The sequence below is a fragment of the Campylobacter concisus genome, assembly GCF_002913865.1.
GTDB lineage: Bacteria > Campylobacterota > Campylobacteria > Campylobacterales > Campylobacteraceae > Campylobacter_A > Campylobacter_A concisus_AM.
Genome location: NZ_POYX01000035.1, coordinates 1 through 14,476, shown reverse-complemented (window position 1 = coordinate 14,476; position 14,476 = coordinate 1). Strand labels below are relative to the sequence as shown.

Annotated in this window: 14 protein-coding genes; all 14 read left to right on the top strand. The window is 40.8% G+C overall.

What is annotated here, in order from left to right; all coding sequences use genetic code 11:
* Window position 1: 1 nt before the first annotated feature.
* The 14 genes from CYP77_RS02330 to CYP77_RS02265 all read left to right on the top strand — a co-directional run bounded on the left by CYP77_RS02330 (window position 2) and on the right by CYP77_RS02265 (window position 14,419).
* Complete coding sequence (locus CYP77_RS02330; protein ID WP_103567291.1) at window positions 2–1,648, top strand: flagellar hook-length control protein FliK; 1,647 nt, start codon at window positions 2–4, stop codon at window positions 1,646–1,648.
* Window positions 1,645–1,911 carry a FlhB-like flagellar biosynthesis protein gene (locus CYP77_RS02325; protein ID WP_223227339.1) on the top strand — a complete coding sequence of 89 codons (267 nt, stop codon included), beginning with the start codon at window positions 1,645–1,647 and terminating at the stop codon, window positions 1,909–1,911. Before CYP77_RS02330 ends, CYP77_RS02325 begins: the two co-directional genes overlap by 4 nt.
* A gap of 66 nt (window positions 1,912–1,977) precedes the next feature.
* The gene (locus tag CYP77_RS02320; protein WP_103567292.1) at window positions 1,978–3,678 is read left to right on the top strand and encodes a methyl-accepting chemotaxis protein; all 1,701 of its coding nucleotides are present in this window, start codon (window positions 1,978–1,980) and stop codon (window positions 3,676–3,678) included.
* Between the two features lie 34 nt (window positions 3,679–3,712).
* Complete coding sequence (locus CYP77_RS02315; RefSeq protein ID WP_021087663.1) at window positions 3,713–4,279, top strand: CheB methylesterase domain-containing protein; 567 nt, start codon at window positions 3,713–3,715, stop codon at window positions 4,277–4,279.
* Window positions 4,269–5,093 carry a CheR family methyltransferase gene (locus CYP77_RS02310; protein WP_103567293.1) on the top strand — a complete coding sequence of 275 codons (825 nt, stop codon included), beginning with the start codon at window positions 4,269–4,271 and terminating at the stop codon, window positions 5,091–5,093. Before CYP77_RS02315 ends, CYP77_RS02310 begins: the two co-directional genes overlap by 11 nt.
* A gap of 88 nt (window positions 5,094–5,181) precedes the next feature.
* The gene (gene gyrA / locus CYP77_RS02305; protein WP_103567294.1) at window positions 5,182–7,803 is read left to right on the top strand and encodes a DNA gyrase subunit A; all 2,622 of its coding nucleotides are present in this window, start codon (window positions 5,182–5,184) and stop codon (window positions 7,801–7,803) included.
* Window positions 7,804–7,847: 44 nt separating this feature from the next.
* On the top strand, window positions 7,848–8,348 hold the full coding sequence (locus tag CYP77_RS02300; protein ID WP_103567295.1) for an LPP20 family lipoprotein: 501 nt from the start codon (window positions 7,848–7,850) through the stop codon (window positions 8,346–8,348).
* A complete protein-coding gene (locus CYP77_RS02295; RefSeq protein WP_103567296.1) occupies window positions 8,324–8,716 on the top strand; it encodes a hypothetical protein in 393 nt (130 codons plus the stop codon). Before CYP77_RS02300 ends, CYP77_RS02295 begins: the two co-directional genes overlap by 25 nt.
* 12 nt (window positions 8,717–8,728) lie before the next feature.
* A complete protein-coding gene (locus CYP77_RS02290) occupies window positions 8,729–9,883 on the top strand; it encodes a sigma-54-dependent transcriptional regulator (RefSeq protein ID WP_103567297.1) in 1,155 nt (384 codons plus the stop codon).
* Between the two features lie 70 nt (window positions 9,884–9,953).
* Complete coding sequence (locus tag CYP77_RS02285; RefSeq protein ID WP_021090026.1) at window positions 9,954–10,979, top strand: aspartate-semialdehyde dehydrogenase; 1,026 nt, start codon at window positions 9,954–9,956, stop codon at window positions 10,977–10,979.
* 92 nt (window positions 10,980–11,071) lie between these two features.
* The gene (locus CYP77_RS02280) at window positions 11,072–11,578 is read left to right on the top strand and encodes a YqhA family protein (protein WP_035142535.1); all 507 of its coding nucleotides are present in this window, start codon (window positions 11,072–11,074) and stop codon (window positions 11,576–11,578) included.
* Between the two features lie 92 nt (window positions 11,579–11,670).
* On the top strand, window positions 11,671–12,693 hold the full coding sequence (gene hemE, locus CYP77_RS02275) for a uroporphyrinogen decarboxylase (RefSeq protein WP_103567298.1): 1,023 nt from the start codon (window positions 11,671–11,673) through the stop codon (window positions 12,691–12,693).
* Entirely contained in the window at window positions 12,683–13,597 is a 915-nt protein-coding gene (locus tag CYP77_RS02270; protein WP_103567299.1) for a radical SAM protein, read from the top strand. The genes hemE and CYP77_RS02270 overlap by 11 nt, the downstream gene beginning before the upstream one ends.
* A 3-nt stretch (window positions 13,598–13,600) precedes the next feature.
* Window positions 13,601–14,419, top strand: a complete 819-nt coding sequence (locus tag CYP77_RS02265) for a pyridoxamine kinase (protein WP_103567300.1) — start codon at window positions 13,601–13,603, stop codon at window positions 14,417–14,419.
* Window positions 14,420–14,476: the final 57 nt, after the last annotated feature.

Here is a 14,476-nt window from a genome sequence, read left to right as displayed (position 1 = left end):
AATGGACGTAGCAAATTCTCTAAATATCTCAAACACCTCGGTTCAAACTGGGCAAAACGCCACCCAAAACGCGCCTGTCCGTAAAAACGAGGGTTCGCTTTTTAAAAATCAGCCAGCCCAGACGCCAAGCGAACAAACCGTCTCAAACGCCCTTGATAACGTTGGCAAGCTAGTTGCAAGGGTGCTTGATGATCTAAAAAGTGCTTCAAGTCTTAGCAAAGCTGAGCAAATTTTATCTCAGGCAAAAGATACGAAGATTGCTCCAAATTTAGCTAGCGAGCTCTCTGACCTTGCCAAAAGCCTAGAGGCAGAAGCTGCGCAAAATGAAAGCCCTGAGATAAAGAGCCTTGCGCTAAAACTAAAAGAATTTCTAAAGCCAATAGCCGATCTTAAAGCTGGCTCGCTAAATGATCAGATCAAAAACTCAGGCGTCATGCTTGAAGCAAATTTAAAAGATGCACTTACTCCAGAGAAGCTACCAAGCTCGATACAAAAGCTACTAAGCGATATAAAAAATCTCTCAAATCAAAATTTACTTAGTCAAATTTTAACCCTAAATGATGAGAGCTTAGATAATCAAAACTCATTTATGAAGCTTACTTCTATGCTTGAAAAAGCGAGCGGTGATGCTAAAAACATCCTTGATAACTCAAGTGTAAAAACGCTTTTAAAAGATGTGGATAAGCTTGATAATGTGGCTAAATTTCTAGATAAAAACTTCTCAAAAGAGCAAAGCGCAGACGCTGTTAAAAATCAGACCAGTAAGATGGAGAATTTCATCTCAAATTTAAGCGAGAAGGTAGGAAATTTAGCTAGCGAAAAACTAAATCAAAACTTTGGCTTTACACAAAATCACAAAGAGCTAAAAGCTATCCTTGAGAGCCTAAAAAACGATCTAAAAATGCTAAATAACATAGGCGATGAGGCTGGGCTTGTAAAGGCATTTAATGAGGTTAGTGACGTCTCAAAAGAGGGTAGCTTGCAAGATAAGCTCCAAAGTGCAGCAAGACGCCTCGCTCACAGCCTAAGCCTAGCAGATCCAGAAGCAAGTGCGGCTAAAAGCGATCTAGCCGAAAGTAAGGCGCTTTTAAAACAGCTAAAACTAGCCACTAATGATATAAATAACATCACGACAAAGAGCCAGAGTGAAATTTCAAAGGTGCTAAATCAAGATGTAAAAAGCACGCTTTTAAACATAAGCGAAAAGAGCCAAAACGCCCAAACCGTCAATGCTGCAAACAAGATGATCTCGCAAATCGAGATGCACCAGATGGTCTCAAGCTTGCAAGGAGGCATACAAACTTATATGCCTTATATCTGGGACGGCGTTGAGGGCGGAAATGTCGCGTTTAAACAGGGCAAAAAGGATAAATTTTATGCCCAGATCGATCTAAATTTTAAGAAATTTGGCCAGATAAATGTGATGGTTGGGCTTGTGGATAAACGCTATATCGATCTATCGGTGGCAACGCAGACAAATGAGTTTAAAGAGCTTATCTTAGGAAATTCAAGCGAGCTAAAGCAAGCGATCTCAAAGCTTGGACTGATCGTTTCAAATTTTAACATCAAAACCTTGCCAAAGGTGAAGCTAAACGATAGATTTAAAAATTTTGGTGGCCTTGATGTGGGCTTTGATAAGAAAATTTGATGCAAGTAAATAAGAAAAAAGCCGTCGCTCTTGGCTACAACAGATCGCAAGATAACGCTCCAAAGGTGCTTGCAAGCGGTGCTGGCGAGATAGCAAATAAGATAATAAGCCTTGCAAAAGAGCATGATATACCGATCAAAGAGGATCCTGATCTCATTGAAATTTTAAGCAAGGTCGAGGTCGATCAAGAGATACCGCCAAATTTATATAAAGCGGTGGCCGAGATATTTAGCTTTTTATATAAGATCACAAATAAAAAGTAAATATTGCACTCTAATAGTGCTATAATCTCGAAATTAAGGAAATTTAAACATTAAAAAGGAGGTATTATGAAAATTTCATCAAAAGTGACGATGATGATCGTCTCGTCCCTACTGGTGCTTGGAGCCATCTTAGTCTTTCTAAATATTTACGAGCAAAACAAAGCGATAGAATTTTCTACCAAACAGCTGACTGAAACGATCTTAGCCGACAAAAGGGCAGCTTTAAGTGAAGAGATGGATATCGTTTCAAACATTTTGCTAAAAATTCAAGAGGTCTATGACGACGCAAACGAGACCATTGAAGATCAAAAAGAAGATATCATCGACTATCTCTCAAAGGCTAGATTTGGCGATGACAAAAAGGGATACTTTAGTATCTATACAACAAAAGGCGTGGTTATCTCTAGTCCTGGAGTGCCTGAGTATAACGGTCTTGATAGACTTGAAGCAACTGATGCAGATGGCTATAAATACATAAAAGATCTTATGCAAAAAGCCTCGGAAAATAGCGAGGGCGCTTTTGTAAATTTTGTAGCTAAAGCAAAAGATGGCTCAACGACTAGAAAGATAGGAAAAGGGCTAAAACTAAACCTCTTTCATGAAGATGTAGTGCTGATGTCTGTTGTTAATCTTGAGGGCATGTATAAAGAGATAGATAGAATTTCAGCCACTATGCAAAATGACGCTAAGGCAAACACTACAAATTTCATTGTTATAGCCGTAGTAGTTTTAATCATCTCACTAATAGTTGCTATGCTTTATTCTAAATTTTCTATCACAAAACCGCTAAATGAGCTAATCTTGCGAGCTACAAACCTCTCAAGTGGCGATGGCGATCTAACAAGAAAACTAGAAGTTGTAGGCAAAGATGAGATAGCAAAGGCAAGCGAAGCTATAAATAAATTTATAGAAAAAGTAAGGGTTTTAATCTCGGAGGCAAAAGATATCTCAAATGAAAACAGCTCCATCGCAAATGAGCTTAGTTCAACCTCAGTCCAAACTGGTCGCGGGGTAGAAAACTCAAGCAAGATAGTTGAGGACGCTGGGAAGGATTGCACTGAGATACAATCATATATGAAAGAGTCAATCGAAGTTGCAAAAGGCGGCAAAGATGATCTTCAAAAGGCGCTAAGCTACGTTGATGAGACGCTAAATACTATCTCAAATTTATCTTCAGAGATCGCTCAGACATCAGATATTGAAAATCAAATGGCTGGCAAGATCGAGCAGCTTAGCCGTGATGCCGAGCAGGTTAAATCAGTCCTTGTTGTTATCAACGACATAGCAGATCAGACAAATTTACTAGCCCTTAATGCAGCCATCGAAGCAGCACGTGCAGGCGAGCATGGACGTGGCTTTGCAGTCGTTGCAGATGAGGTTAGAAAGCTAGCTGAGCGCACTCAAAAGAGCCTCACTGAGATAAACGCAACTATTAACGTCATCGTTCAAGCGATAAATGAAAGTAGCGAGCAAATGAGTATAAATTCTAAGCAAATAAGCGAGCTAACAGGCGTGGCAAACAACGCGCAAAACACCATAAGAGATATGAGTGGTATCATGAGATCAGCCATAGGACTATCTGATAAAACTATCGAGGACTATATAAAGACTGGTAAGGATATTGACGATATAGTAAAAAGCATGGAGGGCATAAGTCAAATTTCATCTCAAAGTGCAAGAAGCGTAGAAGAGATAGCTTCAGCTGCTGAGCATCTAAACAAGATGACAGATGCGCTAAATGCAAAACTTGGCGAATTTAGAACTTGATTTGTGTGGTAAATTTTAAATTTAAAGGCAATTAGTGGCTCAAAAACTGGTCTTAATAGGGGCTTCTACAGGAGGCCCAGGTCATATAAAAAAACTATTAAAAGATATAAATTTAAATGGTGCGATGGTCGTCATAGCTCAGCATATGAACAAGATGTTTATAAACTCATTTGTCACGCAAATGGGCAGGGAGTGTAACATAAATGTTGAAATTTTAAGCGAAAAGACAAATTTAAGAGAAAATATCGTCTATATCTGTGATCAAAATTTTGAAATTTCAGCGACTTTGCCAGTTAGTGCAAAGCCACAACCTGAGATAAAAACGATATATACGCCAAATGTCGATGTGCTTTTTAACTCAGGCACGCAGATCTCCAAAAATGTAAATTTACTAGCGATCTTGCTAACTGGCATCGGCGATGATGGCGCAGCTGGGCTTGATAAGCTCTATAAAGCAGGTGCAAAATGTATAGCTGAAAACGAAGAGAGCGCGATAGTTTATGGCATGCCAAAGCGCGCTAAAGAGCTAAATCAAAATTTAAAATCGTTAAATTTAATGATGATAAGAAAAGAGCTTGAGGAGTTTTTAAATGCTTTTTAACAAAGTGGATAAACAAAGCGAAGTTTTAGAGGCAAAAGCACCAAGCGATATGGATGGATTTAACGAATTTATGAGCACTATAAAGACGCTTTGCGGTGTTGATCTGGAGCCAAAGCGGGACATCACTCTGCAAAGAGTTAGTATATTTGCCAAAAATCGCCAGATAAAAAGCTTTAAAGATCTAGTTTCGATGATAAGATTTGACACGCTGCTTAGGCAAGATCTTTTAAATTTAGTCACCGTAAATGAGACATATTTTTATAGAGAGCTAGCACAGCTAAAAGACGTGATCTACTACGCAAAAGAGCTTGGGGAGGCTAGAATTTTATGCGCGCCTTGCTCAACTGGCGATGAGGTCTATTCGCTTGCTATGCTTGCTTATGAATTTGGTCTTAAACAAAGTGATATCCAGCTAACTGGCATCGACATAAACTCAGAAGCCATACAAGCTTGTAGTGTGGGATGCTACGGCGAGAGGAGCTTACATAGGCTAAGCGAGTTTCAAAAGGAGAGATTTTTTACAAAAAAAGATGACAAATTTTTCATCAAAAAGGAAATTTTGCCAAGGTGCGAGTTTAAAATTTTAAATGTCTTTGACGATGCGATGTTTAATCTTGGTAAATTTGACATCGTCCTTTCAAGAAATATGATGATATATTTTGACGACGAATTTAGACTAAAATGCGTCGAAAGGCTTCATAAGCTACTTAAGCCAGAGGGCAGGCTCTATGCAGGACACGCTGATCTTGTGCCTTACACCCCACTTTATACAAAGCGTTTTTCAAACGGAGCTACATATTACGAGCGCGCTTAAGGGTTAAATTTAACCCAGGCCGCTTTGCCCTTAGAAAGTTTTTATCAATTTTTGGCTAAAATCCCACAAGCTAAATTTAAGGATAAAAATGAAAGACAATCTACTTGAATTAACTCAAGATATCGCTTCAGTTGATATCGAAGATTCTATAAAAAATAGCTATCTTGACTACTCTATGAGCGTCATCGTCGGACGTGCTTTGCCTGACGCTAGAGACGGACTAAAGCCAGTTCATAGAAGAATTTTATACGCTATGGATAACCTCGGCGTTGGCAGCAGAAGTGCTTATATGAAGTCAGCTCGTATCGTCGGTGAAGTCATCGGTAAGTACCACCCACACGGCGACATAGCGGTTTATGACGCACTTGTTCGTATGGCTCAGAAATTTTCTATGCGTTATCCAGTCGTTGATGGACAAGGAAACTTTGGCTCGATTGATGGTGACAGCGCAGCTGCGATGCGTTATACCGAAGCTAGAATGACCATGCTTACTGAAGAGCTTTTAAAAGATATTGACAAAGACACGGTTGATTTTGTGCCAAACTACGATGATAGAGAGGTTGAGCCAGATGTTTTGCCTAGCCGTGTGCCAAATTTATTATTAAATGGCTCAAGCGGTATCGCTGTTGGTATGGCGACAAATATCCCGCCACACAGCCTTGATGAGCTAATAGACGGTCTTTTACTCCTTCTTGAAAACAAAGAGGCGACACTTGAAGAGGTGATGGAATTTATAAAAGGTCCAGACTTCCCAACTGGCGGTATCATCTTTGGTAAAAAGGGCATCATAGAGGCCTACCGCACAGGTCGTGGCAGGGTCAAACTAAGAGCTAAAACTCACATAGAAAAAAAGCCAAATAAAGATGTGATCGTCATCGACGAGCTACCTTATCAGACAAACAAAGCTAGGCTTATCGAGCAGATCGCCGAGCTTGTAAAAGATAAGCAGATAGAGGGCATCAGCGAGGTTAGAGATGAGTCTGACAAGGACGGCATCCGCGTAGTCATCGAGCTAAAACGCGACGCAATGAGCGACATCGTGCTAAACAACTTATTTAAATCAACCACGATGGAGAGCACTTTTGGCGTTATTATGCTTGCTATTAATAACAAAGAGCCAAAGGTATTTAACCTTATCGAGCTACTTAAGCTATTTTTAAATCACAGAAAAACAGTCATCATTAGAAGAACGATATTTGAGCTTGAAAAAGCGCGCGCAAGAGCCCACATCTTAGAGGGTCTAAAGATCGCACTTGATAACATCGATGAGGTGATCGAGCTTATTAGAAATAGTGCCGATACAGCCGTTGCTAGAGAAGGCTTGATGAGTAAATTTAACCTCTCAGAGCTTCAAGCAAACGCTATCCTTGATATGCGCCTAAGCAAGCTTACAGGCCTAGAGAGAGAAAAACTAGAAGCCGAGCTAGCTGAGCTTATGGCTGAGATCGCAAGACTTGATGAAATTTTAAAGAGCGAGACATTGCTTGAAAATTTGATCAAAGAAGAGCTTCTTGAGATCAAAAATAAATTTAAAGTACCAAGGGTTACTGAGATCGTTGATGACTACGATGATATCGACATTGAAGACCTCATACCAAATGAAAATATGGTAGTAACCATAACTCACCGCGGCTACATCAAGCGTGTGCCAAGCAAGCAGTATGAGAAGCAAAAACGCGGCGGCAAGGGCAAAGTAGCGGTCACGACATATGATGATGACTTTATAGAGAGCTTCTTTACTTCAAATACTCACGACACGCTTATGTTTGTGACAGACCGCGGACAGCTATACTGGCTAAAAGTCTATAAAATTCCAGAGGGAAGCCGCACAGCAAAGGGCAAAGCAGTTGTAAATTTGATCCAGCTGCAGCCTGATGAGAAGATCAAAGCGATCATCCCAACGACTGACTTTGACGAGAGCAAATCGCTAGCGTTTTTCACTAAAAACGGCATCGTAAAACGCACAAATTTAAGCGAATTTAAAAACATCCGCTCAGTTGGCGTAAGAGCTATAAGCCTTGATGAGAACGACGAGCTAGTAACTGCGCTCATCGCTCAAACATACGATGATATGCCAGTCACTGACCCTGAAAATGAGCTAAGCGTTGAGAGCGAAGTGCTTGAGATAGAAGAGATACAAAACGAGATCGATGAAGATGGTGCAAATACTGAAGAGGACGCAAGCTCAACCGATGAGACAATGCTATTTGTAGTTACCAAAAAGGGTATGTGTCTTAAATTTAAGATCAGCAAAGTTCGCCAAATGGGAAGAACTGCACGCGGCGTAACTGGTATCAAATTTAAAGAGCCAGGCGACGAGGTCGTAGGTGCAGCAGTCATCGAAAGCAATGATCAAGAAATTTTAAGCATATCTCAAAAAGGTATCGGCAAGCGCACAACTGCTGATGAGTACCGCTTGACAAACCGCGGCGGCAAAGGCGTCATCTGCATGAAGCTAACAAATAGAACAGGCGATCTAGTGGGCGTTGTGATGGTTGATGAAGAGCAAGACCTTATGGCTCTAACATCAAGCGGCAAGATGATAAGAGTCGATATGCAAAGCATCCGAAAAGCAGGACGTAACACAAGCGGCGTGATCGTCGTAAACGTCGATGGCGATGATGTTGTAAGTATCGCAAGATGCCCTAAGGCTGAAGACGGCGAGGACGAGGATGAAGCACCAAGCGAAGATATGGGGCTTTTGGAATAAAATTTGCTGTTAAATTTTAAATAAAAGCATAAAAAAGGTTGTTTATGAAGGTTAAAATTTTATTTTTTGCTGTGATGGTGGCGCTTTTTAGTGGCTGCACATTTAATGGCTTTATGGGCGAGCCAACAAACACATCAAACCGCAACGTAGTCATCCAAAAGGTCGATAAAGACGATCTTAGAGAGGTGATGAAAAAAGAGAAGATGATATATGATAGCGCTCCAAGAGAGACTACATTTAGAGCCACAGGTGAGGGGATAGCTCCGCTAAATTCGCTCTCATACGCTCAGTCGGTCACTCTTGCAAAAAGAGCGGCGATGGCTGATGCTTATTCGCAGCTTGCTGGCAAGCTCTATGGCGTAAAGATCAACGCTGAAGATACCGTAAGAGACGCGATGTTAAACGACTCATCTATCACTTCAAAGGTTCAAGGCCTTGTCAAAAACGCAAGGATCGTGAATGAAAATTTCAAAGACGGGCTTTATAAGGTAAATATGGAGCTTAAGATAGACGAAGATAAGTGGCGAGAAGTCTTTTCTTACTAACGATACTTTTAAATTTTGCCTTTTGCCTGGAGGAGTTTATCTTCTGGGCAAAGGTCGATACGACAAATCACATCATCGCTAATGAGGAAATTTCATTTTCAAAGGCGATGACCCTTTCGCCAAATCCAAAACCAAAATTTCTTTGCCAGATAGACGCTTTTAAAGATGAAAACACCACAACTCTTGGCTTTTTAAATTTACACAAAGATGAGATATTTGAGTGCTTTGCCTTAAAAAAAGTTATGATAAAAAATGAGCTTCATGTCAAAAATGCACAGATCTCAAACGCTTCAAATTTGAAAATTTTACCAGTTAGATTTATGGTGGAATTTAAGCCAAAATCCGCTATCATCGGCACACTTCAATAAAAAAGAGATCAAATGAATATCGTCATAGTAGAAGATGACATCAATATGCGAAAGTCGCTTGAGATCGCGCTTGGCGAGTATGATGAGCTAAACATCAAAAGCTATAAGAGCGCAGTTGAGGCCCTAAAAAAGCTAGACGACGACACTGATCTAATAATCACCGATATAAACATGCCAAAAATGGACGGACTTGAGTTCATTAAAGAGCTAAACGGCAAATTTGACGTCATCATAATGACAGGAAACGCCACTCTAAACAAGGCGATCGAGAGCGTCAGGCTTGGCGTGAAGGACTTTTTAACCAAACCATTTGACGTCTCAACACTATATGAAGCGATAAAAAGGGTAGAGGCACTAAAGCAAAAAACCCCAAAAAGCATAAAAAAAGTTGAAACAAAAAGCGAAAATAACGACTTTTTAGCCACTTCAAAGGCGCTTGAAGCGACGTTAAATATCGCGCTAAAAGCTGCAAGAACGGACGCCTCAATAATGCTTAGTGGCGAAAGCGGCGTTGGCAAGGAGGTCTTTGCTAAATTTATCCACGCAAACTCACCTAGAAAAGATGCTGCATTTGTCGCTTTAAATATGGCAGCGATCCCTGAAAATTTGATAGAAAGTGAGCTTTTTGGCTTTGAAAAAGGCGCTTTCACCGATGCCGTTACTACCAAAAAAGGGCAGTTTGAGCTGGCAAATGGCGGAACGCTATTTTTAGATGAGATCGGTGAGATGCCTATAAATTTACAGCCAAAGCTGCTTCGTGCTTTACAGGAGCGCGAGATAACAAGGCTTGGTGCTACAAAGAGCGAAAAGATAGACGTTCGCATCATCTGCGCTACAAATGCAAATTTAGAGCTTGCGATGAAAGAGGGCAGGTTTAGAGAAGATCTTTTTTACCGCCTAAATACGATCCCACTTTTCATCCCGCCACTTCGCGAGCGAAATGATGAAATTTTGCCTATCGCGCAGGATGCTTTAGAAAAGTGCTGTAAAGAGTATGGCTTTGAGGCTAAAAATTTCTCAAAAGCAGCCAAAGAGGAGCTTTTGGGCTATGACTATCCAGGCAACATAAGAGAGCTCATCTCAGTCGTGCAGCGTGCAGCTATACTAAGCGAGGGCGATGAAATTTTGCCAAAAGATCTATTTTTGCAAGCAAGAAGTAAAAAATAGGTAAAAATTTAAGTTTTTGGCTAGTAAAATTATGCAAATTAAGAAAATTAAAAGAAACCAAGGAGAGCAGATGAGAAAATTTAACGTAGCGGTCGTTGGTGCTACTGGAGCGGTCGGCGAAGAGCTTTTTAGAGTTATGGAGGAGGTTGATTTCCCAGTTGGTGAGCTTTTGCCACTTGCAAGTGCAAAGAGCGTTGGCATGGAGATCGAATTTAAGGGCAAACATTATAAAGTAAAAGAGCTAACCGAGAAAGTTTTTAGCGAGCACGAGATTGATATCGCATTTTTTAGTGCAGGCGGCTCAGTTTCAGAGAAATTTGCCAAATTTGCAGCCGATAGCGGCGCGGTAGTCATCGATAATACCAGCCATTTTAGGATGGATAAAGATATCCCGCTAGTCGTGCCTGAGTGCAATCCAAGTGACATTGCTATGTGGAAAAACCGCGGCATTATCGCTAATCCAAACTGCTCAACCATCCAAATGGTGCAAATTTTAAAGCCCCTAAATGACGCTTTTGGCATCAACAGGGTCGATGTTTCTACATATCAAGCAGCAAGTGGCGCTGGCAAAGAGGGCATGGAGGAGCTTGTTGTGCAGATGCAAAAGTTTTTTGAATTTAAGCTTGATGAGTGCGAGCCAAAGGTCTTTGCGCACCGCCTAGCGCTAAATGTGATCCCACACATCGACGTCTTTTTGGATAATGACTACACAAAAGAAGAGATGAAAATGGTCAATGAAACGCAAAAAATTCTTCACAAAGATATCGAAGTGAGCGCGACATGTGTGCGTGTGCCAGTGCTTAGAAGCCACTCTGAGGCGATCACTATCCACTTTGATAAGGATGTGAGCGCAGATGCGGCAAGAGAGGTTTTAAGCAAAGCTCCAAGTGTCGTCGTAGTCGATAATCCAGCTAAAAAAGAGTATCCGATGCCTACTATCTCAAGCGATACAAACGAGACTTATGTTGGCAGGATCAGGGTTGATAACTTTAGATCAAATGTGCTTCACCTTTGGTGCAGTGCCGATCAGATCCGTGTGGGAGCTGCGACAAATGCTGTCAGGATCGCACAAAAATGGATCGCGATGCAGGAGTAGTTTGCATTAAAATTAATTGCGATTTTGCACCTAAAATTTAAGGAAAAAACTATAAAATACCCCCTTTTTAAATTTCATAAAAAGGGTTTTTATTGCGTAAAATATTTGAGAGAATTTTGCTTGCAAGCAACAGTTTCACGCTTTTTCCGGTGGTCTTTGGCCTTTTAGGCGCGATCGCACTTTTCATCATCGCTAGCTACGATGTCGGCAAAGTGCTTTTAGAGATATACAAATACTTCTTTGTAGAGAATTTCCACGTTGAAAATTTCCACTCAGAGGTCGTTGGCGAGATCGTTGGAGCGATAGATCTATACTTGATGGCGCTTGTTCTTTATATATTTAGCTTCGGAATTTACGAGCTTTTCATCTCAGAGATCACACAGCTAAAGCAGTCAAAGCAGAGTAAGGTGCTTGAAGTGCATTCGCTTGATGAGCTAAAAGACAAGCTTGGCAAAGTGATCGTCATGGTTTTAATCGTAAATTTCTTCCAAAGAGTGCTTCACGCAAACTTCACAACTCCGCTTGAGATGGCTTATCTTGCGGCTTCTATCCTTGCACTTTGTCTTGGACTTTACTTCCTTCACAAGGGAGATCACTAAAATTTTAAGCGTTCTTACGCTTAAAATTTCTCCTACATCTTTTCTTTAGCTATTTTTGGATAATATCCATTTAAAAATTTAAAGGAAATTTGATGATTTTTATAGACGCTTGCCTTAAAAAACCTACGCCATACACGCCTGTTTGGATGATGCGCCAAGCTGGTAGATATCTACCAGAATATATGGCTGTAAGAGCTAAAGCAGGGGACTTTTTATCACTTTGCAAAGACTATAAAAAGGCTAGCGAGGTCACGCTTCAGCCAGTTGAAATTCTTGGTGTTGATGCGGCGATTTTATTTAGTGATATCCTTGTCGTGCCTCTTGAAATGGGTATGGATCTGCGCTTTGAAAAGGGCGAGGGACCAGTTTTTACAAAGCCTTTGCGTGATGAGGCAGCTCTTGATGCACTTAGCATCGAAAGATCGGTTAAAAGCTTAGCATACGTCTATGACACGATCAAACTTACAAGAGAAAATTTAGCCAAAGATAAGGCGCTCATTGGCTTTTGCGGAGCACCTTGGACGATAGCTACATATATGATAGAGGGTGGCGGCAGCAAAAATTATGCGGTCTGCAAAAAGATGCTCTATGAAAATCCAGAATTTTTACATCAAATTTTAGAAAAAGTGACGCAAGCGCTCATTCTTTACATCAAAGAGCAGATAAAAGCTGGCGTAAATGCGGTGCAAATTTTTGACAGCTGGGCGGCTGCGCTTGAGGAGCAGGCATATTTTGAGTTTGGATTTAGCTATATAAATAAGATAGTTGATAGCGTAAAGGCCGAATTCCCAGAGATCCCAGTCATAGTTTTCCCAAAAGGTATAAGCGGCTATTTAGATAAAATTTCAGGAAATTTTGACGTTTTTGGCGTTGATTGGAGCACGCCGATTGAACTAGCAAAAGAAAAACTTAGCCCAAGATACGTCCTTCAGGGCAATATGGAGCCAACAAGACTTTATAGTAAAAAGGCGATCGATGAGGGCGTGGATAAAATTTTAAGCACGATGAAAGGCGCACCGCACATTTTCAACCTTGGTCACGGGATCTTGCCTGATGTGCCAGTTGAAAACGCAAAATATTTTATAAAAGAGGTTCAAAGAAAAAGTGCAAGATAGCACTATTGTCTTTGGGCCCATAAATTCTCGCCGTTTTGGCATGAGCCTTGGCATCGATCTAAGTCCAAAGCAAAAATCATGCAATTTTGACTGCGTTTATTGCGAGCTAAAGGGCGCAAAGCCAGTTGAAGAGATAGAAAATCCGCCAAGCGTTAGTGAAATCATAAGCGCTTTAAAAGAAGCATTAAAAGTTCATCAAAATATCGATGCCATCACGCTTACAGCAAATGGCGAGCCAACTCTTTATCCGCACTTAAAAGAGCTGATAGTAAAAGTAAATGAGATAAAGGGCAGGGCAAAAACTCTTATCCTAAGCAATGGCTCAGGCGCGAGAGATCAAAAAATTTGTGAAGCCTTACAAGGGCTTGATATAGTGAAATTTAGCCTTGATAGCGCCGTGCAAAGCACATTTAAAAAGATAGACCGCAACAAAAGTGGCATAGAAATAAATGAGCTTATAAAAGCAATGGCTAAATTTCGCAAGGAATTTAAGGGCGAGCTTGTGCTTGAAATTTTGGTCGTGGCTGGATTTAACGACAAAGAAGAGGAATTCATAGTGCTTAATAAGGCTATAAACGAGATAGCTCCGCACCGAGTGGATGTGGGTACGATAGATCGCCCGCCAGCTTACAATGTAAAAGGCGTTGATGCTAGCAGGCTTGAAGAGCTAGCAAGCAAGATAAACGGCGTGCCAGTTACCATAGCTAGGGCTCACAAGATAGAGCAAAAGTATGAATTTAGCAAGAGTGAAATTTTAGCCATGTTAGAGCGCCGTCCGCAAACTGCGGCAAATGTAGAAGAAAATTTCTCAGAGCACTCAAAACAAATTTTAAACAAGCTCTTGCAAGAAGGCGCGGTTTATCAAACTGACGTTGCTGGCGTTAAATTTTATAAATTAAGATGATAGATGAAGCGAATTTTAACTATACAAGACATCTCGTGCGTGGGTAAATGCTCGCTCACTGTCGCACTTCCCATAATTAGTGCCCAAGGCATCGAGACGTGCATCTTGCCAACGGCACTGCTCTCAACTCACACTGGCTTTAAAAATTTCACTTTCCGTGATCTAACTGATGAATTTGACGCTATAACGCAGGTTTGGCACAAAGAGGGCATCAGTTTTGATGGAATTTACACTGGATTTTTAGGTAGTTTTAGGCAGCTTGAGCTTATAGAGAAGGTTTTTGCTGAATTTGACAGCGACTCTTTGCTAAGGCTTGTGGATCCTTGTATGGGAGATAATGGCAAACTTTATCATGGCTTTGATGAGAAATTTGTGGCAAAGATGAGGGAGCTTTGCACAAAGGCTCACGTCATCACGCCAAACATAACTGAGGCAAGTTTTATGTGCGGCAAGCCATTTTTGAGCGAGGGATACGGCGAGGATTACATTTTGGAGCTGCTTGATGGCTTGGCTAGTTTTGGTGCACGAAAGATCGTTTTAAAGGGCATTAGATACAAGCAAAATGAGTGTGGTATCATAGCTTATGATGCAAAGACGAAAGAAAAAGTGGAATACTTTCATGAGTATTTGCCATTTCATGCAAGTGGTACTGGCGACATTTTCGCTTCAGTGCTTTTTGGCTCGCTCATAAATGGCGAAAGCATGCAAAATGCTATCAAAAAGGCAGCAAATTTTGTGCTTGAGAGCATCAAGATCACACTAAAAGATGATAATCGCACAAGATATGGTGTGCAGTTTGAAAAGTTGCTTAGAAATTTTTAGCACTTTATGGCAGGGAGTGATTTAAATTTGTGTCATTATAACCCCTTCAATTGTCAT